Raw genomic sequence first — 21,718 nt, 5'->3', positions numbered from 1 at the left:
TGGTCTACGGGGTTCGTTGATGTGTCAGGGTTGGCTCGCGACGCTGGCCCGCGCGCGATACACGAGGCTCGGATTCCTGTCGACGATCGTCCAACTGGCCCATTGTCCCGCCGGGATCCGCAGGCCGGGGTGGCTGGCGGTCACGAGGCGCGGCTGCGGCGGCAGCGCGCAGCCGGTGTCGGTATGCGCGGGGCGGTCGCCTTCGAGCGTTTCGTGCGCGTCGATGGCGAGCGTGACGCTGCTCGCGTCGGCGGAGATCGGCGAGACCGTCAGCGTGCGGGCGAGATCGATGCTGCCGCCGGGGCTGTCCTTGCAGCCGACGTCGTGCTGCACCACGTGATGGTGCGTGTCCGTCTGCGACTGGCCGACGGTGGTGTTGCCGTCGAAGGTGTCGATCTGCTGGCCGTCGCGCATCACGTCGAGCTGCCACTGCACGACTGGCGGACTGGCGGGCTGCTGCGCATCGGCGAGCGTCCACACGCCCAGCAGCAACGCAAGCAGTGCATGCAACGCAACGAGACTCTTTTTCGACATGGCCGGCGGCTCCCCGCAGCGCTGCGTCAGGCAGCGCGACACGTGTTCATCTTACGCCTGATGGACGCAACGCCTTTCTGACACGGCGGCATCGGCCAGGTTCATCCGGCTGCATTCCCAGATGGGGACGCGCCGTGCCGCTTCAACGGGCGGCGGTGTTAGCAGCAGCCTCGCCCGGCTGCTCGCTTGCGCACGGATATTGCTCCGATACACTGAAATCGTCGCGGCGACGCAGGCGCGGCACGACTGGAACGACGGGGTGAATCATGACGACAGCCATGGTGAAACAGGAAATTGCAGTGGCTTCGTTCAGCAAGGTCTACGAGCTCGAACAGGTCGAGGCGGCGCTGAACGAACTGGGTGAAGGCGCGAACGATGCACTGCGCGGCACGTACGAAAAGATGCTGAAGGTCGGCAATCTGCGCTTCTGCGTGAAGCCGAACCGGATGCCGTCGATCGGCGATCTGGTCGCGCAGTTGCCCAATTTTGCCGAGCCGCTCGACGACGTGCGCAAGCAGGTGGCGCTGTGCCTCGAAACCGACGACCGGCTCGAACTGATGCCGATCCTGCTGCTCGGCGATCCGGGCATCGGCAAGACGCATTTCGCGAAGCAGCTCGCGCGGCTGCTCGGCACGTCCTGCCACTACGTCGCGATGAGCTCGCTGACTGCCGGCTGGATCCTGTCGGGCGCCTCGTCGCAATGGAAGAACGCGAAGCCCGGCAAGGTCTTCGAGGCGCTCGTGCACGGCAGCTACGCGAACCCGGTGATGACCGTCGACGAGATCGACAAGGCCACCGGCGACGCCCAGTACGATCCGCTCGGCGCGCTCTACGCGCTGCTCGAGCACGACACCGCGCGCAGCTTCATCGACGAGTTCGCCGAGATCCCGATCAACGCGGGCCACGTGATCTGGATCGCGACGGCGAACGATGCCCGCGCGATCCCGGAGCCGATCCTCAACCGCATGAACGTCTACGAGATTCCGTCGCCGGACGAGGCGGGCGCGCGGCGCATCGCGCAGACCATCTACGACGAGATTCGTTGCGCGCACAACTGGGGCCTGCGTTTTCCCGCGCAGCTCGGCGACGATGCGCTCGACGTCCTGCAGGGCGCGTCGCCGCGCGAAATGCGGCGTGCGATCCTGAACGGCTTCGGTGCGGCGCGCATCGACGGGCGCGATGCGATCGCCGCGGCGGACATCCGGCTCGATTACGGCTGCCGGCGCAAGCCGATGGGCTTTCGCGCCGCGTAGCGCAGCGCGCGCGGTCGGGACGCGGGCGTATGTTTTCCGCCAGCGACGTACAATCGTAGTGAGTGCAATGCAGGGATCGGGCAGTGCGGCACGCGTTGCGCGTGCCGCCTGCCGTCATTCTCGACATCGGATGAACAACGCAGCGCGCGGCGCGGCTGGCCGCGCGAACGGACATGGATCAGATCGAATCGGTAGTGATCGGCGCGGGTGTGGTCGGGCTCGCGGTGGCGCGCGCGCTGGCCGCGCGCGGGCGCGAGGTGATCGTACTGGAAGCCGGTGAAGCGATCGGCGTCGGCACCAGTTCGCGCAACAGCGAGGTGATCCACGCGGGGCTCTATTACCCGCGCGGCTCGCTGAAGGCAACGTTGTGCGTGCTCGGACGCGAGATGCTGTACGAGTATTGCGAAGCGCGCGGTGTGCCGCATGCGCGCTGCGGCAAGCTGCTCGTCGCGACCGCGCGCAATCAGGTGCCGCAGCTCGAAGGCATTCTCGCGCGCGGCCGGGAAAACGGCGTGCTCGACCTGATCCGTATCGGCGGCGCGGAAGCGCAGGCGCTCGAACCCGCGCTGCAGTGCGTCGAGGCGGTGTTTTCGCCGCATACCGGCATCGTCGACAGCCATCAGCTGATGCTCGCGCTGCAAGGCGATGCGCAGCGCGACGGCGCGGTCTGCGCGTTTCATGCGCCGGTGGAGTCGATCGATGCGGACCACGGGCATTTCGTCGTGCGGGTGGGGGGCGCCGCGCCCACCACGATTTCCGCGCATCACGTGATCAACAGCGCGGGCCTGCAGGCCAATGCGCTCGCGCGCAAGATCCGCGGCCTCGACGCGCGCCACGTGCCGCCGCTTTATCTCGCGCGCGGCAATTACTTCAGCATCTCGGGCAAGGCGCCGTTCAGCCGGCTGATCTATCCGATGCCGAACGAGGCGGGGCTCGGCGTGCACCTGACGCTCGATCTCGGCGGCCAGGTGCGCTTCGGACCGGACGTCGAGTGGATCGACGCGATCAGCTATGACGTCGATCCGCGTCGCGCCGAGGCGTTTTATGCGGCGATCCGCGCGTACTGGCCGGGGCTGCCCGACGGCGCGCTGGAGCCCGCCTATGCGGGCATCCGTCCGAAGCTGTCGGGGCCGGGCGAACCGGCGGCCGACTTCGTGATCCAGGGGCCGGCCGCGCATGGCGTGCGCGGCCTCGTCAATCTGTTCGGAATCGAGTCGCCGGGGCTCACCGCGTCGCTTGCGATCGCGCAGCGCGTGTGCGAACTCGTCGGGCGCTAGGGGCGGGCTACCGTTTCGCTTATCTCCGGCATTTGTGGCGCCACGCCGGGCGGCTTCATTGTTATGCTTGGGAAACGCTGTCGTGAGAACGGCGTCCGGTTCATGACAAAACCAATGGAGTGAGTCCCCATGAAATCATCCCGCCGTACTTTTCTGATCACGAGCATCGGCGTCGCGTCGACACTCGCGCTATCGCGCGAGGCCTTTGCCGCGCCGCAGAAAGTTTCCGAAAGCGACCCGACCGCCGTTGCGCTCGGCTACAAGGAAGACGCCAGCAAGGTCGACAAGGCGAAGTTTGCGAAGTACGCCGCCGGCCAGGATTGCGGCAATTGCAGCTTCTATCAGGGCAAGGCGAGCGACCCGTGGGGCGCGTGTCCGATGTTCGGCGGCAAGCTGGTGTCGTCCAGGGGCTGGTGCAGCGCGTACAACAAGAAGGCGTGAGCAGGAGCGGCGCGGCGAGTGTGCCGGGCGCGCCGGGTGTGCTGGGTGGGCTGTTCGCGCATGCCGCGGGTTTGCCGGTACTCGCTGACATCCTTCCTTCTTCGCGCGCAACAACCGGCGCCGTATCCGCGTGTCGCTACGAGCGCGCGGGCAGCAGCGGCGGCCGTTTCGCGAACCACGGCCGCGCGTCTTCGAGTTGCGCCGCGAGCCGCAGCAACGTGGCTTCGCCTCCGGTCCGGGCCGCAAACTGCACACCCACCGGCAAGCCGCGCGCATTCCAGTAGAGCGGCACCGACATCGCCGGCTGACCGCTCAGGTTGAACAGTTCGGTGCAGCCTGCCCACGCGAAGGCCTTGTCCGCGGCCTGAGCCAGCATTTTCCGCAGCAGCGGTTCGAGCGCCAGCGTCGTGACGGCGCGCATCTGCGCGCGCTCGGCCCCGGTAGGCTGCATTTCGCCAATGCCGATTGGCGCCGCGGCAAGCGTGGCGCACAGGATCACGTCGTAGCGGCCCAGCAGGTCGGCGAGCCTCGCGGCGATCCGCTGCTGTTCGGCCAGCGCCGCGGGCAATTCGCGCTCGCCGAGCTTGCGGCCGATCTGCGCCATCGCCCACGTGGCGATCTCGAACTCGCTGCGCGCCGGCTTGCGGCCGGTGATGCGCGAAGCCCCCAGCACCATGTCGCGCGTGCTGATCGAACTGATGATCAGGAATGCGTGGCGCACCGCGTCAAAATCGATGCCGAGCGTCACCGGTTCGATCCGGTGTCCGAGCGATGCGGCGAGCGTCGCCGCATCGTCGAGCGCGGCGCGCACATCGGCGCTGAGCGCGGGCGCCAGCATCGGGTCGGTCACGTAGGCGATCGCGAGCGGCTTGCACGGTTCGCGAAGCGCGCCGAGGAAGGTGCCGGGTGCGCCCGCCGGCCGCTGCGGCGTATGGCCGCAATGAATGTCGAGCAGCAGCGCGCTGTCGCGCACGCTGCGCGACAGCGCATGATCGGTTCCGAGTTCGCCCGGTGCGGCAGCGCCCGCCGACGGCACGCGCCCGCGCGACGGCTTCAGCCCGAACAGGCCGCAGCACGACGCGGGAATGCGGATCGAGCCGCCGCCGTCCGACGCATGCGCGAGCGGCACGACGCCGGCCGCGACTGCGGCGGCCGCGCCGCCACTCGACCCGCCGGGCGTGTGGTCGAGACTCCACGGATTGCGGCACGGGCCGAACAGCTCGGGCTCCGTGTACGGCATCTGCCCGAGCTCCGGCGTGCTGGTCTTGCCGAACAGGTTGAGCCCGGCCGCGCGCGCGAGTGCGACGACCGGCGCGTCGTCGGTGGGCACGTAGCGGCGGTAGTGGCGGCTGCCCATCGACATCGGCAGCCCCGCGACCGGCGCGCCGAGGTCCTTGATCAGATACGGCACGCCTGCGAGCGGCGCATCGTGCGGCATTCCGGCGTGCGGGTCCGATGCGCGCCGGCGCGCGGCGTCGTAGTCCTTCAGGACGATCGCGTTGATCGCGGGATTGACGGCTTCGGCGCGCGCGATCGCAATGTCGAGCAGTTCGCGCGGACTCGCCGCGCGCGTGCGCACGAGTTCGGCAAGGCCGATCGCGTCATGGGCAAGGTAATCGGAAAGCACGCCGGATGCGCCTCGCAGGGACGATCGAACGATGATGAAGGCGGACCGCGTGACGATGCATCGCGCGGTCCGCGTGCGCCGGGCACACCCGGCCGCGCCCCCGGAAAGGCGCCCCCGGAAAGGCGCCCCCGGAAAGGCGCCCCCGGAAAGGCGCCCCCGGAAAGGCGCCCCCGGAAAGGCGCCCCCGGAAAGGCGCCCCCGGAAAGGCGCCCCCGGAAAGGCGCCCCCGGAAAGGCGCCCCCGGAAAGGCACCCCCGGAAAGGCACCCCCGGAAAGGCACCCCCGGAAAGGCACCCCCGGAAAGGCACCCCCGGAAAGGCACCCCCGGAAAGGCACCCCCGGAAAGGCGCCCGGGCTGGCGCCGCTTAAAGATGTGTGCCGAGGAACACCAGCGTGCGCCCGTGCGCGAGCGCGGCGGCGTGCTGGTTGTAGGTCGCGCGGTCGGTGCAGTTGAAGCCGTGATCGGCATTCGGGTAGAGGTAAAGCTCGGTATTGTCGCGACCGGCGAAACGCTCCTGCACCTGGCCCACGGCGTCAACCGGAATGCCGTGGTCGAGTTCGCCGTAGTGGAACAGCATCGGCGCCGTGATGTTCGCCGCGAGGTCGAGCTGGTTCTGGATTCCACCGCCGTAATAGGCCACGCCGACGTCGATCAGCTTCTGCGCGGCGGCGAGATACGCGAGGCGTCCGCCGAAGCAGTAGCCGATCGCCGCGACCTTGCCGCTCACCTCGGGCATCGTGCGCAGCGCCGCTGCGCATGCGCCGATGTCGGCGACGGCGAGACCCACGTCCGTCTTCTGCAGCAGTTCGATCCCCTTGTCGCGGTCGGCGCCCGCATAGGTCAGCTCGACGCGCGGCTGCGTGCGCCAGAAGACGTCCGGCGCGAGCGCGACGTACCCGTCCTGCGCGTACTGGTCGGCGACCGCGCGGATGTGGCTGTTCACGCCGAAAATTTCCTGAATGATGATGACGGCCGGTCCCTTGCCGCTCTTCGGCAGCGCCAGATAGCCCTGAAAGCTATCCTTGCCGGCCGGAATATCGATCCATCGCGAAGTCACAGTCACGTCACGCTCCTTCAATCTCGAGTGCTTGCGGGGCAATGCCCCGGCGGGCGGTCAGTGTGCCATTAAAAGATCCGCTTTGCATTGATGCTGCTCAACCCGGGTGCGCACCTTTGTCTAATGCGGGACGCGCGATTGCGCCGCGCAAACGCGATTTTGCATAATCGCGGCGCGGCGCCGGCGGGCGGATCCACGGATGCGCGATAAATCGCGCGGCTGAGTGCAAACCCGCATGGGCAGGCGCTTTGCGCGTTGCGTATCAGCGCCGCGCGCAATGCTGCCGGATAAACGCTATTGGTGTTCATCCCACTTACCCAAAAAAATCCCACAAATTAATTTGATGCCCTACACTTGCGCGCAAGTACGCACAGCCGCCTGCCACGAACGGACCGGCTGACGTGCTTGCCAAGTGCATGAACGATGCAACCGGCGTGATCGTCCCAGGGGATAGAGCGATACGGGCAGGAATCAGGGGCACAGGCGATTACGTTGTTTTTGGGACCGAAACTGGAGACTTACATGAATATCAAGATTCAAAAGCTGGTGCCGATCGCTGCAGCGGCTGCGCTGTTCGCGTCGTTTGCAACGACCGCGTCGGCCGACGATGTCGAGATCGTCAAGATCGGCCACGTCGCGCCGTTGACCGGCGAAATCGCTCACCTCGGCAAGGACAACGAGAACGGTGCACGTCTCGCGGTCGAAGAAATCAACGCCAAGGGTCTCGTGATCGGCGGCAAGAAGATCAAGCTGGTACTCGACGCACAGGACGACGCAGCCGACCCGCGCACGGCCACCCAGGTGGCGCAGAAGCTGGTCGACGATCACGTCGTCGCGGTGGTCGGCCACCTGAACTCGGGCACCACGATCCCGGCCTCGAAGATCTACAGCGATGCGGGCATCGTGCAGATCTCGCCGTCGGCGACCAACCCGGCCTACACGCAGCAGGGCTTCAAGACGACCTACCGCGTCGTCGCGACCGATGCGCAGCAAGGTCCGGCGCTGGCCAACTACGCGGCCAAGCACATGAACATCAAGAGCGTTGCGATCGTCGACGACGCGACCGCCTACGGCCAAGGCCTCGCGGACGAGTTCGAGAAGACCGCCAAGACGCTCGGCATGAAGGTGCTGTCGCATGACGCGACGAACGACAAGGCCGTCGACTTCCGCGCCATTCTGACGAAGATCAAGGGCGAAAACCCGGACGCGATCATGTTCGGCGGCATGGACGCCACCGGGGGCCCGTTCGCGAAGCAGGCGAAGCAGCTCGGCCTGCGCGCGAAGATCCTCGCGGGTGACGGCGTGTGTACCGACAAGCTGTCGGACCTCGCAGGCGATGCAGCCGACAACGTCGTGTGCTCGGAAGCGGGTATGGCGCTCGAAAAGATGCCGGGCGGCAAGGCGTTCGAAGCGAAGTACGAGAAGCGTTTCCATCAGCCGATCCAGATCTACGCTCCGTTCACGTATGACGCGGTGTACATCATCGTCGACGCGATGAAGCGCGCGAACTCGACCGATCCGGCGAAGATCCTGGCCGAAATGCCGTCGACCGACTACCACGGCGTGATCGGCGAAACGACCTTCGATTCGCACGGCGACCTGCGCCACGGCGTGATCTCGCTGTACGACTACAAGCAAGGCAAGAAGACCCTGCTCGACGTCGTCAAGATGTAATTCGCGACGCGGTGACGGCGGGCGCACTGCCCGTCGGCTCCGGATTCAGGAAGGCACGCGCCCCGCATGGGCCGCGTGCCTTTTTTGTTTGACCTGAAGGCGTGCCGGCGCGCAGCGCCACACGTGCTTGCGCCGCTCGTGCCTGCGCCACGCGTCGGGCGACACGCCGGGCCGCGTATTCATGGATCGTGGCGCCGGCGCGACCGACCCTGCACCGATCTTTTGAGCCGCGCAAAACAAACGGCGGACCGGTTGCCCGGTCCGCCGCGCCTCCCTGCTTGTGCTGCTGTCGTTATTTTTTCGTGGTCAGGGTGCTCAGTCCGCCCAGCAGACTGCCGCTGCCGCTCGACGAGGTCGTGCTGCCGAGTTCGCTGGTCAGCGAACTCACTAACCCGGTGACGGGCGACAGCAGACTCGACGCGCTGCTTCCGGTGCCCGAGCCTGTGCCTTGCGTGCCGCTCAGCGAGCCGAGTGCGGACGTCACCGGAGCCAGCGGGCTGGTCGCGCCGCTGCCCGCACCGGACAGCGTGGAGGTGACCGAACCGAGCGCGCCGGTGAGCGGCGCGAGGGGGTTGCCGGCGCTGCCGGACAGGCCGCCCGTCAGCGTGGAGGTAACCGAACTGAGTGCGCTGGTGAGTGGAGCGAGGGGGTTGCCGGCGCTGCCGGACAGGCCGCCCGTCAACGTGGAGGTGACCGAACTGAGCGCGCTGGTGAGCGGGGCGAGCGGGTTGCCGGCGCTGCCGGACAAGCCGCCGCTCAGCGTGCTCGGCAAAGCGGTCAGGATGCTGGTGAGCGATGCGAGCGGATTGCCCGATGAGCCCGAACCGCTGTCGCCGCCGATATTCAGGATGCCGGTCAGCGGAGCCAGCGGATTGCTGCTGCCCGCGCCCGACGTCAGCAGGCCGCCCACCGACGTCACCGTGTCGCCGAGCTTGCTGACGACATTGCCGAAATTTTCGCCGACTGCGTTATCGGTGGCGCCGCTGACCTTTTGACCCGCGCTGTCGAGTCCATTGCCGACGGTCGACAGCAGGCCGTCGAGCGGCGCGCCGAGCCCCGTGGTGTCACCGACGGTCTGGGTCGTCTGCGCGAGCGCGCTGGTGATCGGGGTGATGGCGGTGCTGGTGGCCTCGGTGAGCTGCTGGACCGGTCCCGTCGACAGCGACGTGCCGAGTTGCGTGCCCAACGCGCTGACAGCGTTGCCGGCGGACGAGACCGCCGAGCCGAGCGGCGCGGTCAGGGGGCTGAGCGGGGCCGTCGAGCCGGTGCCGAGGCTCGTGACGAGCTGGCCGGCGCTGTTGACGGATTGCCCGGCGTCGTAGACCAGATTGCCGGTGCTCGCGACGGTAGTTCCGACGGGGTCGGTCGAGTCGCCGAGCTGGCCGAGGCCGTTGCCGGCTCCGACGCCGAGCGCGGTCACGCCGTCGCCGAGATTGGACACGACATTGCCGAGCGCGGCGGTCGTCGCGGAATTGGCGCCCGGAACTGCTGTCGTGCCGACCTGGTTGCCGGCGGCGCTCACGGTCTGACCGGTTGCCGTGATGACGTTGCTGACCTGCTTCAGCACCTGGCCGATCGCGTTGGCGCTTGGCGAAGGCGACGGCGACGGCGAAGGCGAAGGCGAAGGCGAAGGCGAAGGCGAAGGCGAAGGCGAAGGCGAAGGCGAAGGCGAAGGCGAAGGCGAAGGCGAAGGCGAAGGCGACGGCGACGGCGACGGCGACGGCGAAGGCGAAGGCGAAGGCGAAGGCGACGGCGACGGCGACGGCGACGGCGACGGCGACGGCGACGGCGAAGGCGAAGGCGAAGGCGAAGGCGAAGGCGATGGCGATGGCGATGGCGACGGGCTAGGCGTCGGCGTCGCGCCGCCGCCTCCCGAGCCCGCTCCCGAGCCGCTGCCGGAGCCGCCGGCACCGCCCGCACCCGTCGTCAGGGCGCCGCTTCCGGCACCGTTGCCGAGCGACGGTCCACTCACCGTCGTACCGCAAGCTGTCAAGATCATCAACGACGATACGCACAGCGCGATCGCCGTCATTCTGCAAGGGTTGTTGTTCATGTCCGCTCCCGATAAATCCTGCTGTTCAGGAGCAGACTGCAAACCCTATGCCATCGCTCGCACAACTCGTGGCAAGGCGGAAAAAACCTTAAGAATCAGCGTGTCCGCGATGACGCAATGCGGCACGATGGAGACCTGCGGAGCGATGTGGCGGGTAACAGAACCGCGCGACGCCGGTCTGTAACGTAACGGCGGTCACCGCTGTAACGGTGCGGCGCGCGCGTATCGGCCGGCTTGCGCGGCCGCGCGCGCGACGCGGGCCGCGCGCGTTCAGATCTTCAGGCGCCGCAGTACCTTCGGGCCGGCGAACGCGATCAGCGCGGCGCACCCCGCGACCACCGACAGCCCCACCGGCAGGCTCGTCACCTGCGCGACGCCGCCGATGATCACCGGTCCAAGCAGCAACCCGAAGTACGCGAGGCCCGCGACGTGCGCGAGTCCTTCGGCGGCGTGGATGCCGTCGACGCGCGCCGCCGCCGCGAACAGGACCGGCATCATGTTCGCGAGCCCGAGGCCCATCAGCGTGAAGCCGGCCAGCGCGGCCAGCGGAAAGGGCAGCAGCAGCGCGCCGGTCATGCCTGCGCACGCGAGCGAGGCGCTGCCCATCACCAGTTGGGGCGCGCCGAAGCGGGCGCGCACCGCGTCGCCGGCAAAGCGGGCCGCGGCCATGCCGCCGGAAAACGCGGCGTAGGCGGCGCTGGCGAGCGCCGGCGTCGCGTGTACGACGTCGCGCATGTAGACGGTCGCCCAGTCGTACATCGCACCCTCGGCAATCAGGGCGACCAGCGCCGTCGCGCCGAGCGCCCACAGCGCCATCGAGCGCCAGCGGTTCGCGCGCGGCGCCGCCGCGTGCGGATGGCTGTCGTGCGGCACATGCGGCAGCACCGCCGGCGTCGCGGCGAGCAGGACCAGCGCGCTCAGCGTGGCCGCGAGCGCCATGTGCATGGCCGGCGCCATCCCGCGCGACAGCAGCGCGCCGCCCGCCGCGGCCCCGGCCATCCCGCCGGCGCTGAACATGCCGTGCAGCGACGACATGATCGGCCGTCCGACGGCTTCCTCGACTGCGCTCGCCTCGGCGTTCATCGCGACGTCGAGCGTCGCCATGCCGGCGCCGAACATCGCCAGCACCGGCAGCAGCAGCCAGTAGGACGGCACGACGAGAATCAGCGCGGCGCAAGCCGACATCGTCAGGCCGCCGGCGAGGCACGCGCGGCGGGTGCCGACGCGGGCAATCCAGGATGCATTGGTCGCCATCGCCGCGATCGAGCCGCCCGCAACCGCGAACAGCGCCAGCGACAGCATGGCCGGATCGAGATGGAAGCGGTCGCGCACGGTCGGCACGTTCACGCCCCATGACGCGTACATCATGCCGGCGATGAAGAACAACGCCATCGTCGCGATGCGCGCCCGGCGCAGCGAAGCCGCAGGCAGCGCGCGGCGGACGGTCGCAGCGGCGTAAAGATCGGACGGGTGATCGGACACGGCAGGCTCGGCGGCGGATGTACCCGCGCGCGGGCACGGGAGAAAGCGGGCTGAAAGCGAAGCCCTGATTCTAGCCAATGGCGTGGGGTCCTGCAGGGAGGCTGCATTACTATCTGCTCTATGCCGCCCGGCCGCGCTGCATCGCGCGTCATCGCACTGCGCGGGCGGCCGCAACCGGTCCACCGCTGTTCCGTCACGAGGGACGTGCATTGCAGATACCCGCTCATGCCCCGCTGCACCTGCTGCATCAGGCCGCATTCGGCACCCTGGCGACGCACGAGCGCCGGCCGGGGGGCTTTCCGTACCCGTCGATCTTGCCGTTCGCACCGGACGCGCGACATCGGCCGACGATTCTTGTGAGCGGTCTTGCCGAGCACACGCGCAACCTGCTCGCCGATCCGCGCGCCGGCTTTCTCGTCGCGCATGCGCCCGACGGCGACGTGCTCAACGGCGCGCGCGTGACGCTGCTCGGCCGCTTCGAACCGGTCGACGCCGCGCACGCGCCGCAGCGGCGCTATCTGCGCTATCACCCGGATGCGAGCCGGTATCTCGCGCTCGGCGACTTCGGCTTCTGGACTCTCGCGCCCGAGCGGATGCGCTACATCGGCGGATTGGGCTCGATGGGCTGGCTCGATGGCGACGAACTGGATCCGCTTGCGCCCATCGGCGAAGAAGAAGAGGCGGAACTGCTGGCCTTTTTCAGTGCGCATCCGCGGCGCCCGCCGTCGGTCGAATCGATCGGCGTCGACCGTTACGGCGTGGATGCGCGCGTCGACGGCGCACGCGTGCGGTATCCATTCGATTCACCCGCGGCGGATACCCACGCGTTGCATGACGCGCTCGAAGCGTGCATTGAACGCACTCGGGCGGCGGGCTGATCAGGCAATTGCCGTGTTGGCGCGAAAGAATCCGCTCCAGGCGGAACAATAATCGGACCGGGTGCGTCGCATCGTCGCAGAAGCTGTCATCCAATGAAATGTTTCCGGGGGGCGGACATCTTCGGGTTTCATGATCCGATAATTAACCTCATATTTTTGAGAAAGTAGGGGCAGACACGAGCGCCGGATGAAAAGGATCGTTAATCAAGATTGCGCCATGCCACTTCTGCTGAACGATTTTGAAACAATTCAAAATTGACTGGAGAATCCCGCTTTTCCATGCTTTCTATTTTGTGTTAATCTCGCTGGCAAATTCCGAGGCGGGAACCACTTCAAAGCTCAAACCGGCTTGAGACCGGAGGCTTTTATCCAAACCACAAGGGAATCTATGTCTTCGTACAAGGAACTGCTCGCACAACGCGAGAAGCTGGAAAAGCAGATTGAGGAAGCAAAGGCGCACGAATACGCCGAAGTGCTGAACGAGATCAAGCAGAAGATGGCCGATTATGGCATTACGCTGGCCGAACTCGGCGGCGGCCGCGGCAAGGCGGCCAAGGCGGGCCGTCCGCGTGCCGGTGTGGCGCCGAAATATCGCGACCCGGATAGCGGCAGCACGTGGTCCGGCCGCGGCAAACCGCCGCGCTGGATTGCCGGTAAGGACCGCGAAAAATTCCTGATCCAGCGTTAAGTGTTTCGACGTGACCCGTGTCTTCGCGGGCCGCGACCAGAAACCGCCCAGGCCCCCGGCTGGGCGGTTTCTTTTTGTAAATATGCGTTTTGACGCGTGGCGCGACGCATCGGGCCGCTCGCGCCGACGCCTGCGGGCGATCCGCATGTCATCCGAATTCGAAACGCGAATGCTTACCGTTTAGATAAGCATATGATTTAAAAGAAAATTTTAGGGGCTTTAAGCAATTTGCCACACGCTGGCGGTTAGAATTCGGCCATTTCGAATTCCGCACACTGTCATGTCCGCCACGTTCGCCGCCCAAACGGCAGAGAAGCAGCAGGTCGCACGAAAAAGCACGCTTGTCAGTATCGTGCTCAATACGCTGTTGATGCTGCTACAGATTATTGTCGGCATCTTCGCGCATTCACAGGCGCTGGTCGCCGACGGCGTCCATTCGCTGGCCGACCTCGTTTCCGATTTTGTCGTGCTGCTTGCCAACCGGCATGGCGGCGCAAAGCCGGATGCCGACCACAATTACGGCCACAGCCGCTATGAAACAGTCGCGTCGCTGTTTCTCGGCGCGCTGCTGATCGCGGTCGGTGTCGGCATGCTGTGGCGCGCCGGCGAGCGCGTTACGCACGTGCAGGAGATTCCGGCGGTTCACCTGAGCGCGCTCGCGGTGGCGCTGCTGGTGCTCGTGTCGAAAGAGGCGCTGTTCCGCTACATGCTGCGTGAAGCGCAGCGGGTGCGCTCGGCGCTGCTCGTGGCGAACGCGTGGCATGCGCGCTCGGATGCGGCGTCCTCGCTGGTGGTCGCGATCGGCATCGTGGGCAGCCTCGCCGGCCTGCGTCTGCTCGACCCGATCGCCGCGGCGATCGTCGGCTTCATGGTGGCCCGCATGGGCTGGACGTTTGGCTGGGATGCGCTGCAGGACCTGTCCGATCGCGCGCTCGACGAGGCGGCCACCGCCGAGCTGCGCACGCTGCTGCTGGGCACCCCCGGCGTGCGCGACGTGCACGAACTGCGGACCCGCAAGATGGGCGATCTCGCGCTCGTCGATGCGCACATCCTCGTCGATCCGCTGATTTCGGTGTCGGAGGGGCACTACATCGCGGAGAGCGCGCGGGCGCGCGTGCTGAAAGATATGCGGGTGCTCGACGCGCTGATCCACGTCGATCCCGAAAACGACGCGCTTGCGCGGCCGCCGGTCGATCTGCCGCCGCGCGAGCGCGTGCTCGCCGAGATCGAACAGACGCTTGCGCGTCATGGCGAACGGCTCGCCGCAGCCAATCTGCATTATCTGAGTGCCGGGCTCGACGTCGACCTCACGCTGCCCGCACGGGGACCGGCGGGTTCGCAGGACGATGCGCAGCGGCTTGCGCCGCTCGACCTCGCCGCGCTGCAACGCCGGCTCGGTGCGCGCCGGCTGAGCGTGACGCGCGTGATGGAGGGCGCTACGCCCGCGACCGGCGCCGCGCCGCAGGCGTCGGAGGCGGGGCGCGGCGCGCCCTAGCGGCGCTGCCCGGCTGCGTGCCGGGCGCGGCGCGCATCACAGCGGCAACTGGGTATCGAACTTGATTTCGCGCAGCACGACGCTCGTGCGGACCTGCGCGACAGCGGGAATCCTGAAGATGCGCTCGTGCAGGAACGTGTCGTAGGCCTTGATATCCGGCGCGACAATCTTGAGGATGTAGTCCGATTCACCGGTGGTGCTGTAGCACTCGGTGACTTCCGGGCAGGTGGCGATTTCCCGCTCGAACTGTTCGACGCCGCCCTCGGTATGCCGCGTCAGATGGATATGGGCGAGCGCGCAGACGTGCAACCCGAGCTTTTCGCGATCCAGCAGCGCCGTATAGCGCTGGATGATGCCCGACTGCTCCATGTCCTTGATGCGCCGCCAGCACGGCGTGCTGGACAGGCCAACCTGGTCGGAGATTTCCTGGACCGAGCGGCGCGCGTCGAGTTGCAACAGGCGCAGGATCTTTTGAGAGAACGTATCGAGTGTCAACTGCGCCTCCGTTGCGGTCGCCATTGACTGAATGGTAGAGGCCGCGAAAACGAAACGCAATGCAGACCGGCTCTGGCGAGGGAGATTCCCTAATTTGCCGGTTTGACGGCGGCGTTTTGCCCTGAGTCGTCCCTATCTGCCGCGGCCGGCGCAGCCGCGCGGCTCTCGTGCAGTTCGGCCAGCATGTTGCAGAACAGCGCGCCTTGCTCGATCGCGTCGTCCAGCGCGACGTGGGTATGCGGATGATCGTCGAACCAGCGCTGCGGCAGGCGCGGCTTGATGCATTTGCGGTAGGGCAGGCCGGTCATCGCGAAGGCGAGCGTCTTGATGTCGAGCGCTGACCAGGAAAACGGGCAGCGGCCCGCGAAGCGCATCATGTACCAGAACATGAAGGTGAAATCGAAACCGGCCGGCATCGCGACGAACACCGGCTTGCCGGGCAGCGCCTCGACCCATTCGACATAGCGCGGCAGCGCCAGGGCTGGCGCCTGCAGGTCGCGGCGGCAGGCCGCCCAGGCATCCGGCTGGGTTTTCCACCAGGCTTCCTGGACGGGATGCGGGCTCGCGCCGTCGAGCAGTTCGAGGTTTGCCGAAAAGGTGGCGACGAGCTGCTTGTCTTCCGTGTACGCGGCCGATGCGAAGCTCAGCATCGAATGCGGGCCGGGGATCGGGCCATCGGCTTCGACGTCGGTGCTCACATAGATTTCGGCGCTCATGAGCCGACTCCGTCCGCGACGTACGGATTCGTGCGGCGCTCCTCGCCGAAGGTCGAGGTCGGGCCGTGGCCGGGCACGAACGTGACGTCGTCGCCGAGCGGCCACAGCCGGGTGCGGATCGAGCGGATCAGGTCGGCGTGGTTGCCGCGCGGGAAATCGGTCCGGCCGATCGAGCCCGCGAACAGCACGTCGCCGACCAGCGCAACACGATGCGCGCGGCTGAAGAACACCACGTGGCCCGGCGTGTGACCGGGGCAGTGATACACCTCGAGTGTCTCGTTGCCGAACTGGACCGTGTCGCCGTCGTGCAGCCAGCAGTCCGGTTCGAACGCTTCGGCAGCCGGAAAGCCGAAGCGCGCGCTCTGGTCCGGCAGCTTGTCGAGCCAGAACCGCTCGTCCGGGTGCGGGCCTTCGATCGGCACGCCGTAGTGGGCGGCCAGCGCCCTCGCGCCCGCGCAATGGTCGATATGCCCGTGCGTCAGGAACACTTTTTCGACCGTCACGTTCTGGCGTGCGACCTCGCCTTTGATCAGGTCGAGGTCGCCGCCGGGATCGACGATCGCCGCGTGTCCTGTTGCCTCGCAGACGAGCAGCGAACAGTTCTGCTGGAACGGCGTGACGGGGATCAGCGTGACTTTCATGACGGGATGCGGGAGGCGCCGGGCGAAAAGTCTTGATTGTACCGGCGTGCGAAGGCCCCTGACGATATGCCGAACGGATGCCTTCACAATGCCCATTTTTACCGTCATAGTGAAAATTCATCGGGATTCGGGGCAGTTCGAGGTCCTGCCTTTATGTTTTGGGTATAATGCGCCCATACGTACGGGAGACCGTACTGCCACAAGGGCGATGCATTTCCACCAAAAATGGGGTGCCGATCGCCGTCAAGCAAGTGCCGTCGGCGTATCGACGGCAAATCCAGCATCGGAAGCTTCCGATGTACACGTCTCGTCCAGCCAGGCGCCACGCGCCTGCTACGGCTTTCCGCCGTGACGCTGGGTGGGGCCTACGCCGCCGTTCCTGCGCGCCGTTGTCGGGCGAGCACGGACGTGATTGCCATGTTCGAAGGCGGCTTGTGGGGTCTGGTCAGGCTGCCGGGGACAGGTTGCGCCAGACGTGAGAACTAACCGTGCGGTAGCGGCGTAGTGTGCCGCGTGCGGGCTATTGGCGTACTGCGCTTTGCGGCGCAGCGCGCGTGAGCCCGTTTCCGCCGGAGTCGCAGCAACACGCAGCCATCGCGTGATGCGGCTCGACACTGTGATTGCACGTCTTATGAAAACTCGGTCATCCCGAAGTCTGGGGAGTCTTTTTGCCTTTTTGTTGCTCGCCGGCTGCGCGACGCCGCCGAACGCGACGAACGAGGCAGGCAGTACCGCGCCGCTCGGCACGCAAGCCCTGCAGACGGACGCCTCCGGCACTTCGGGCGCATTTACGGCGCCGCCCGCGTTCGACAGCGCAGCCACGCCTGCCTCGGGCGCGCACGGCGCGTCGCTGGCCGATGCGAAGCCGCTTACCGACGGCGCGCCGAACGTGGCCGGCTTTCATCAGACCGGTCGGGCGTCGTGGTACGGCCGCTTTTTCCACGGCCGGCGCACCGCCAATGGCGAACGTTATGACATGCATGCGCTGACTGCCGCGCACCGCACGCTGCCGCTCGGTTCATACGTGCGCGTGACGAACCCCGAAAACCACCGCGCGGTGATCGTCCGCATCAACGATCGCGGCCCGTTCGTGCGCGGCCGCATCATCGACCTGTCGGTGGCCGCCGCCCAGATGCTGCATATCAAGCACGCCGGCACCGCGCGCGTGCAGATCGACGGTCTGTCGCCGCAAGAAGCGAAGATCGAGCAGGCCGAGATGCTCGCGTCGAATAGCGAGAGCCGGTAAGCGTAGCGCGTTTCCGAAACCCGCACGGCGCGCCTCGCAGCGCCGTGCCAATGCTGCGCCGGCCGCCGGCGGCACCTCGCTTGCGCGGCAGACCGCGCCTGCCGTGAGTGTGCCTGCCACGAGCGCGCCAGGTGCGCCCGCCAAGCAACCGGCGCGGTGCCGGCCCGTGGCGCCCCGCACCGTCCTTCCCCGTCAGTCTTGCTTCAGCGCCAGCGCGCGCGTGTAGAGCGTGTTGCGCGACGCACCCGTGATCGCAGCCGCGACCTTCGCCGCGCCGCTGACCGACATCTCCTCCAGCAGCAAGCCCAGCAGCGCATCGTGATCGTGCTCGCCCGCCGCATGGGGCGGCGCGCCTTCGACGACCAGCACGAACTCGCCGCGTTGCCGGTTCGGATCGGCGGCAAGCCATGCTGGCCCTTCGGCCAGGGTGCAGCAGTGAAGCGCCTCGTGTAACTTGGTGAGCTCGCGGGCAATCAGCAGCCTGCGTTCGGTGCCGAGCGTGTCTGCGAGCGCCGCAACGGTTTCCGCAACGCGATGCGGGGCTTCGTAGAACACCAGCGCATGCGGATGCGCCGCGAGCGCCTGCAGCGCGGCCGCGCGCTGCTTGGCCCTGGGCGGCAGGAAGCCGAGGAAGGAGAAGGTCGCCACCCAGTTGCCTGCCGCACTGAGCGCGGTGGCGAGCGCGCTCGCGCCCGGTAGCGGGATCACCGGCAGGCCGGCCTCGCGCACCGCGTCCACGAGGATCGCGCCAGGGTCGGAGATGCCGGGGGTGCCGGCATCCGACACATACGCAACGCGTTCGCCCGCCTGCAGATGCTCGACGATGCGCGCGGCCGCCGCGCGCTCGTTGTGCTGGTGCACGGCGACCAGCGGTTTCGCGATCCCGTAGCGGGCGAGCAGCTGGCCGGTGTTGCGCGTGTCCTCGGCGGCGATGCGGTCGGCGAGTCCGAGCACGTGCAGCGCCCGCAACGTGATGTCGGCAACGTTGCCGATCGGCGTCGCCACCACATACAGCGCGGCAGCGGGATAGTGCTGCCCTTGCGCGAGTTCGGAAAGAGGAGTCATGAGACAGAAGACGCAGACAGACGGGCCGAGGGCGCCATTGTGCCACGCCCCCGCCGCACTTCCGCGCCGCGCCGGGGAAGCGCGCGCGAAGGTCGACAACTTTTCCACGCGCGTGCAGTCCAAACGCGTCGGAGCAGCGTTCGAGGCACGCGCGCTGACGTTTTTGCAGCGGCAGCGGCTGCGGTTCGTCGCGCGCAACGTGGTGTGCCGCGGCGGCGAAATCGATCTCGTGATGCGCGACCGGGACGGCGCGCTGGTGTTTGTCGAAGTGCGCGCGCGGGCCCGCAGCGGGTATGGCGGCGCAGCGGCGAGCGTCGGGGTTCACAAGCGGCGGCGCCTCGTGCGCGCCGCGCAGCATTACCTGGCGGCGCTCGGGACGGCGCAGCCGGCATGCCGGTTCGACGTGGTCGCGTTCGAAGCGGGGCGGCTCGTGTGGCTGCGCGACGCATTCCGGGCCGACGAAGTCTGATGCGCGGCGCGGCGAACGCATCCGAGTGCGCTAAACTTGCGCTCGCGTGCGCGCCTGCCGGGTACGCACGCCGGGTGCCGCGGCGGGCTGGGTCGCGCGGCCGGCAGGGGCAGCCGGCACCCATTGTCTTGACAACGCGGCCGCGTGCGAGCGGCCGATTCGCGGTAACACACAGAGACTCGATGTCAGTCGAACGTATTCAACAGCACTTCCGCGATAGCGCGGCGCTGAAGCTGGAAGCCCTCGAAGCCCTGTCGATGCCGATCGCCGCTGCAATCGACACGATGTTCATGGCGCTCGCCAACGGCAGCCGGATTCTCGCTTGCGGCAACGGCGGTTCGGCTGCCGGCGCGCAGCATTTCGCCGCCGATCTGATCGGCCGCTTCGAGCGCGAGCGGCCGGGGCTGCCGGCCATCGCATTGAGCGCCGATACGTCCGCGGTGACCGCGATCGCGAGCGACTACGCGTTCGAGCAGGTCTTCGCGAAGCAGGTCTGGGCGCTCGGTCAGCCCGGCGACGTGCTGCTCGCGATCAGCGCGTCGGGTGACGCCGCGAACGTGCTCGCGGCGATCGGGGCCGCGCACGAACGCGAAATGATCGTCGTCGCGCTGACCGGCAACGGCGGCGGCAAGATCCACGACGTGCTTGCCGACACCGACATTTCGGTCTGCGTGCCGGCCGGGCGTATCCCGCGTATCCATGAAGTGCATCTGCTGACCATTCATTGCCTGTGCGACGGCATCGACACGATGCTGCTTGGCGAAGACTGATTCCGACGGAGAGCTAGTTGATGAGCGCATTTCGCATCAAGACGAACGTGGTGAGAACCACACTGGTGATTGGAATGGCGGCGGCGCTGTCGGCGTCGCTGCAAGGCTGTTTCCTGCTGGTCGCCGGTGCGGCGGGCGGGGGCGCACTGATGGCGACGGACCGTCGCACGCTCGGCGCGCAAACCGAAGATCGCGAGATCCAGGTGAAGGCGCTCGCGCAGATCAACGAGAATCTGCCGCAGCAGGCGCACGTGAACGTCACGGTGTTCAACCGCCGCGTGCTGCTGACCGGCGAGGTGCCCGACGATGCGTCGCGGCAGCAGGCCGAGCAGATCGTGCGCAACCTCAATAACGTGAACACGATTGTGAACGCGCTGACGATCGGGCCGGCGACCGACCTGTCCACGCGCGCCAACGATTCCTACCTCGAAACGCGGGTGAAGGCGGCGCTGGTGGCCGAGAAAAACCTGTCCGCGAACAACTTCAAGGTGGTGTGCGAGAACGGCTCGATCTACCTGATGGGCCTCGTCACCCGCGACGAGGGGCGGCGCGGTGCCGATGCGGCAAGCGAAGTGCCGGGCGTCGTGCAGGTGGTGAAGGTGTTCCAGTACATCTTGCCGCCGGACGGCTCCTCCCCGCCGACCGAAGAGGCCGCCAGCGCACCGGCTGCGCCGCCGCCCCCGCCGACGACCGATGCGACGGTCGGCGCGGTGCCCGACGCGACAGTGAGCGAGCGGCCGCTCGACGCTTCGCCAGCGCCTGTGCCGTCCGCGCCCGCCCCTGCTGCGGTGCCGGCCGGGCCGGGGAGCAGTCAGTGATGTCCGCGCGCGCGTCATGGCGCGGCGTCTGCGTCGCGCTCGCGCTGCTCGGAACGGTATCGGCGGCGCACGCGAGCAACGCGCCGCGCGGTCTTGCGATTGCACGCGCCAATGCGTGCATGGGGTGCCACGCGGTCGATCGCAAGCGGGTCGGGCCGTCGTTCCATCAGATCGCGGCGAAGTACAAGGGCATCCCGCAGGCGCCGGCCATACTCGCGAACAAGGTGAGGAACGGCGGTTCGGGCGTCTGGGGCGTGATTCCGATGCCGTCGCATCCGTCGATGACCGATGCGGATATCCGCACCGTCGTCGCCTGGGTACTGGCTGGCGCACCGATGAAATGAAGCACGCCGCGCGCCGCGCCGTATGGCAAACGCGCGGCACCTTGTGCTAGAATCTCGAAATCGTTGGGGGGGTAGCTCAGCTGGGAGAGCGTCGCGTTCGCAATGCGAAGGTCGGGAGTTCGATCCTCCTCCTCTCCACCAAGAAAATCAAAGGGTTACAGGCTAAATACCTGTAACCCTTTTTGTTTTGGTCGGCCGTCTCGCTACGTACCGTGCTGGCCGGCGCAACGGTCCGGTGCGCCACGGCGGACTGCTCCGATGCGGCTCGCACCAATACGTCGCCGGACCGGCAACGCGTGCAGTCCCGCGCGAACCGCAAAGCCGGATGACCTGGCGCCGCTTGGCAGCGATGGCGCGGTAACGCCGCCCTGGCACGATCATCTCGCGCGCGCGGCAGGGGCAACGCGCGCCCAGCCGATCCAGCTAGACGATGATTGCATCGTTATCCTGAATATTTCCCTGGGTGCTCGGCGCGAGGCCGGCTCACTCTCCGCCCGGGCCGGGGCCAACAGGCGTCTCCGATGCACGGCGCCAGCGTACCGGCAGCACGGTCCGTGCGGACGCGTCGAGGCTTCGTTGCGCTTCACCAGACCGTTGAAATGTACTCCGGGCACATGTGTCGTATAGGTACACGGAGGCTCATTTTTTATCTCTAATGCACTGAAATAATGAACATTTATTGTCAAATAAAGGT

Annotated in this window: 20 protein-coding genes, 1 tRNA gene and 1 pseudogene; 13 read left to right on the top strand and 9 right to left on the bottom strand. The window is 67.3% G+C overall.

Going from position 1 to position 21,718, the window contains the following annotated elements; genetic code table 11:
• Positions 1-24: 24 nt before the first annotated feature.
• Positions 25-534 carry a hypothetical protein gene (locus tag AC3AP7_RS15305; RefSeq protein ID WP_475761491.1) on the bottom strand — a complete coding sequence of 170 codons (510 nt, stop codon included), beginning with the start codon at positions 532-534 and terminating at the stop codon, positions 25-27.
• A gap of 266 nt (positions 535-800) precedes the next feature.
• Between AC3AP7_RS15305 and AC3AP7_RS15300 the strand changes: the two genes are divergently transcribed.
• From AC3AP7_RS15300 to AC3AP7_RS15290, 3 genes are all read left to right on the top strand, one after another.
• A complete protein-coding gene (locus tag AC3AP7_RS15300) occupies positions 801-1,787 on the top strand; it encodes an AAA family ATPase (protein ID WP_475761493.1) in 987 nt (328 codons plus the stop codon).
• A gap of 173 nt (positions 1,788-1,960) precedes the next feature.
• On the top strand, positions 1,961-3,064 hold the full coding sequence (locus AC3AP7_RS15295) for an NAD(P)/FAD-dependent oxidoreductase (protein ID WP_475761495.1): 1,104 nt from the start codon (positions 1,961-1,963) through the stop codon (positions 3,062-3,064).
• 129 nt (positions 3,065-3,193) lie between these two features.
• Positions 3,194-3,505 (top strand): high-potential iron-sulfur protein, encoded by a 312-nt coding sequence (locus AC3AP7_RS15290; protein WP_475761497.1) that lies wholly within the window; start codon positions 3,194-3,196, stop codon positions 3,503-3,505.
• A 136-nt stretch (positions 3,506-3,641) separates the two neighbouring features.
• Here the strand turns inward: AC3AP7_RS15290 and AC3AP7_RS15285 are convergent, their stop codons facing one another.
• On the bottom strand, positions 3,642-5,132 hold the full coding sequence (locus tag AC3AP7_RS15285) for an amidase (protein ID WP_475761499.1): 1,491 nt from the start codon (positions 5,130-5,132) through the stop codon (positions 3,642-3,644).
• 365 nt (positions 5,133-5,497) lie between these two features.
• Positions 5,498-6,196, bottom strand: a complete 699-nt coding sequence (locus AC3AP7_RS15280) for a dienelactone hydrolase family protein (RefSeq protein WP_475761501.1) — start codon at positions 6,194-6,196, stop codon at positions 5,498-5,500.
• Between the two features lie 516 nt (positions 6,197-6,712).
• Here AC3AP7_RS15280 and AC3AP7_RS15275 point away from each other — a divergent pair.
• Positions 6,713-7,864 carry a branched-chain amino acid ABC transporter substrate-binding protein gene (locus AC3AP7_RS15275; protein WP_475761503.1) on the top strand — a complete coding sequence of 384 codons (1,152 nt, stop codon included), beginning with the start codon at positions 6,713-6,715 and terminating at the stop codon, positions 7,862-7,864.
• 292 nt (positions 7,865-8,156) lie between these two features.
• Here AC3AP7_RS15275 and AC3AP7_RS15270 read toward each other — a convergent pair.
• Together AC3AP7_RS15270 and AC3AP7_RS15265 are read right to left on the bottom strand one after the other, a co-directional pair.
• A pseudogene (locus tag AC3AP7_RS15270) lies at positions 8,157-9,548 on the bottom strand (collagen-like triple helix repeat-containing protein); the annotation flags it as partial.
• A 639-nt stretch (positions 9,549-10,187) separates the two neighbouring features.
• Positions 10,188-11,399, bottom strand: a complete 1,212-nt coding sequence (locus AC3AP7_RS15265) for an MFS transporter (RefSeq protein WP_475761505.1) — start codon at positions 11,397-11,399, stop codon at positions 10,188-10,190.
• 209 nt (positions 11,400-11,608) lie between these two features.
• Here AC3AP7_RS15265 and AC3AP7_RS15260 point away from each other — a divergent pair, with 209 nt between their 5' ends.
• From AC3AP7_RS15260 to AC3AP7_RS15250, 3 genes are all read left to right on the top strand, one after another.
• Positions 11,609-12,277: a HugZ family pyridoxamine 5'-phosphate oxidase gene (locus AC3AP7_RS15260; RefSeq protein ID WP_475761507.1), complete on the top strand. Its 669-nt coding sequence runs from the start codon at positions 11,609-11,611 to the stop codon at positions 12,275-12,277.
• A gap of 388 nt (positions 12,278-12,665) precedes the next feature.
• Positions 12,666-12,965: an H-NS histone family protein gene (locus AC3AP7_RS15255; RefSeq protein WP_475761509.1), complete on the top strand. Its 300-nt coding sequence runs from the start codon at positions 12,666-12,668 to the stop codon at positions 12,963-12,965.
• A gap of 280 nt (positions 12,966-13,245) precedes the next feature.
• Positions 13,246-14,460 (top strand): cation diffusion facilitator family transporter, encoded by a 1,215-nt coding sequence (locus AC3AP7_RS15250; RefSeq protein ID WP_475761511.1) that lies wholly within the window; start codon positions 13,246-13,248, stop codon positions 14,458-14,460.
• A gap of 36 nt (positions 14,461-14,496) precedes the next feature.
• On the opposite strand, the gene AC3AP7_RS15245 is transcribed toward AC3AP7_RS15250, so the two are convergent.
• The 3 genes from AC3AP7_RS15245 to AC3AP7_RS15235 all read right to left on the bottom strand — a co-directional run bounded on the left by AC3AP7_RS15245 (position 14,497) and on the right by AC3AP7_RS15235 (position 16,312).
• The gene (locus AC3AP7_RS15245; protein ID WP_475767902.1) at positions 14,497-14,955 is read right to left on the bottom strand and encodes an Lrp/AsnC family transcriptional regulator; all 459 of its coding nucleotides are present in this window, start codon (positions 14,953-14,955) and stop codon (positions 14,497-14,499) included.
• 89 nt (positions 14,956-15,044) lie between these two features.
• A complete protein-coding gene (locus AC3AP7_RS15240) occupies positions 15,045-15,671 on the bottom strand; it encodes a 3'-5' exonuclease family protein (protein WP_475761513.1) in 627 nt (208 codons plus the stop codon).
• On the bottom strand, positions 15,668-16,312 hold the full coding sequence (locus tag AC3AP7_RS15235) for an MBL fold metallo-hydrolase (RefSeq protein WP_475761515.1): 645 nt from the start codon (positions 16,310-16,312) through the stop codon (positions 15,668-15,670). The genes AC3AP7_RS15240 and AC3AP7_RS15235 overlap by 4 nt, the downstream gene beginning before the upstream one ends.
• Positions 16,313-16,943: 631 nt before the next feature.
• Here AC3AP7_RS15235 and AC3AP7_RS15230 point away from each other — a divergent pair.
• Positions 16,944-17,558, top strand: a complete 615-nt coding sequence (locus AC3AP7_RS15230) for a septal ring lytic transglycosylase RlpA family protein (protein ID WP_475761517.1) — start codon at positions 16,944-16,946, stop codon at positions 17,556-17,558.
• A 192-nt stretch (positions 17,559-17,750) separates the two neighbouring features.
• Here the strand turns inward: AC3AP7_RS15230 and rsmI are convergent, their stop codons facing one another.
• Positions 17,751-18,623: a 16S rRNA (cytidine(1402)-2'-O)-methyltransferase gene (gene rsmI, locus AC3AP7_RS15225; protein WP_475761519.1), complete on the bottom strand. Its 873-nt coding sequence runs from the start codon at positions 18,621-18,623 to the stop codon at positions 17,751-17,753.
• On the opposite strand from rsmI, the gene AC3AP7_RS15220 reads away from it, so the two are divergent.
• From AC3AP7_RS15220 to AC3AP7_RS15200, 5 genes are all read left to right on the top strand, one after another.
• Positions 18,622-19,092: a YraN family protein gene (locus tag AC3AP7_RS15220; protein WP_475761521.1), complete on the top strand. Its 471-nt coding sequence runs from the start codon at positions 18,622-18,624 to the stop codon at positions 19,090-19,092. The two genes, rsmI and AC3AP7_RS15220, sit on opposite strands and share 2 nt — an antisense overlap.
• Before the next feature lie 182 nt (positions 19,093-19,274).
• Complete coding sequence (locus AC3AP7_RS15215; RefSeq protein ID WP_475761523.1) at positions 19,275-19,862, top strand: phosphoheptose isomerase; 588 nt, start codon at positions 19,275-19,277, stop codon at positions 19,860-19,862.
• A gap of 20 nt (positions 19,863-19,882) precedes the next feature.
• On the top strand, positions 19,883-20,680 hold the full coding sequence (locus tag AC3AP7_RS15210) for a BON domain-containing protein (RefSeq protein ID WP_475761525.1): 798 nt from the start codon (positions 19,883-19,885) through the stop codon (positions 20,678-20,680).
• Positions 20,680-21,024 (top strand): c-type cytochrome, encoded by a 345-nt coding sequence (locus tag AC3AP7_RS15205; RefSeq protein WP_475761527.1) that lies wholly within the window; start codon positions 20,680-20,682, stop codon positions 21,022-21,024. The genes AC3AP7_RS15210 and AC3AP7_RS15205 overlap by 1 nt, the downstream gene beginning before the upstream one ends.
• 65 nt (positions 21,025-21,089) lie before the next feature.
• Positions 21,090-21,165 (top strand) — tRNA-Ala (locus AC3AP7_RS15200).
• The last annotated feature ends 553 nt before the right edge of the window (positions 21,166-21,718 follow it).

Source organism: Paraburkholderia sp. PAMB 6770 (genome assembly GCF_057748135.1).
Note: the sequence above shows the minus strand (reverse complement) of the source record. Positions and strands in the feature narration are given on the sequence as shown.

Coding starts and splice junctions, on each gene's coding strand:
- AC3AP7_RS15305 (WP_475761491.1), bottom strand. CDS start 534: ATGTCGAAAAAGAGTCTCGTTGCGTTGCATGCACTGCTTGCGTTGCTG.
- AC3AP7_RS15300 (WP_475761493.1), top strand. CDS start 801: ATGACGACAGCCATGGTGAAACAGGAAATTGCAGTGGCTTCGTTCAGC.
- AC3AP7_RS15295 (WP_475761495.1), top strand. CDS start 1,961: ATGGATCAGATCGAATCGGTAGTGATCGGCGCGGGTGTGGTCGGGCTC.
- AC3AP7_RS15290 (WP_475761497.1), top strand. CDS start 3,194: ATGAAATCATCCCGCCGTACTTTTCTGATCACGAGCATCGGCGTCGCG.
- AC3AP7_RS15275 (WP_475761503.1), top strand. CDS start 6,713: ATGAATATCAAGATTCAAAAGCTGGTGCCGATCGCTGCAGCGGCTGCG.
- AC3AP7_RS15255 (WP_475761509.1), top strand. CDS start 12,666: ATGTCTTCGTACAAGGAACTGCTCGCACAACGCGAGAAGCTGGAAAAG.
- AC3AP7_RS15250 (WP_475761511.1), top strand. CDS start 13,246: ATGTCCGCCACGTTCGCCGCCCAAACGGCAGAGAAGCAGCAGGTCGCA.
- AC3AP7_RS15240 (WP_475761513.1), bottom strand. CDS start 15,671: ATGAGCGCCGAAATCTATGTGAGCACCGACGTCGAAGCCGATGGCCCG.
- AC3AP7_RS15235 (WP_475761515.1), bottom strand. CDS start 16,312: ATGAAAGTCACGCTGATCCCCGTCACGCCGTTCCAGCAGAACTGTTCG.
- AC3AP7_RS15230 (WP_475761517.1), top strand. CDS start 16,944: ATGAAAACTCGGTCATCCCGAAGTCTGGGGAGTCTTTTTGCCTTTTTG.
- AC3AP7_RS15220 (WP_475761521.1), top strand. CDS start 18,622: ATGAGACAGAAGACGCAGACAGACGGGCCGAGGGCGCCATTGTGCCAC.
- rsmI (WP_475761519.1), bottom strand. CDS start 18,623: ATGACTCCTCTTTCCGAACTCGCGCAAGGGCAGCACTATCCCGCTGCC.
- AC3AP7_RS15215 (WP_475761523.1), top strand. CDS start 19,275: ATGTCAGTCGAACGTATTCAACAGCACTTCCGCGATAGCGCGGCGCTG.
- AC3AP7_RS15210 (WP_475761525.1), top strand. CDS start 19,883: ATGAGCGCATTTCGCATCAAGACGAACGTGGTGAGAACCACACTGGTG.
- AC3AP7_RS15205 (WP_475761527.1), top strand. CDS start 20,680: ATGTCCGCGCGCGCGTCATGGCGCGGCGTCTGCGTCGCGCTCGCGCTG.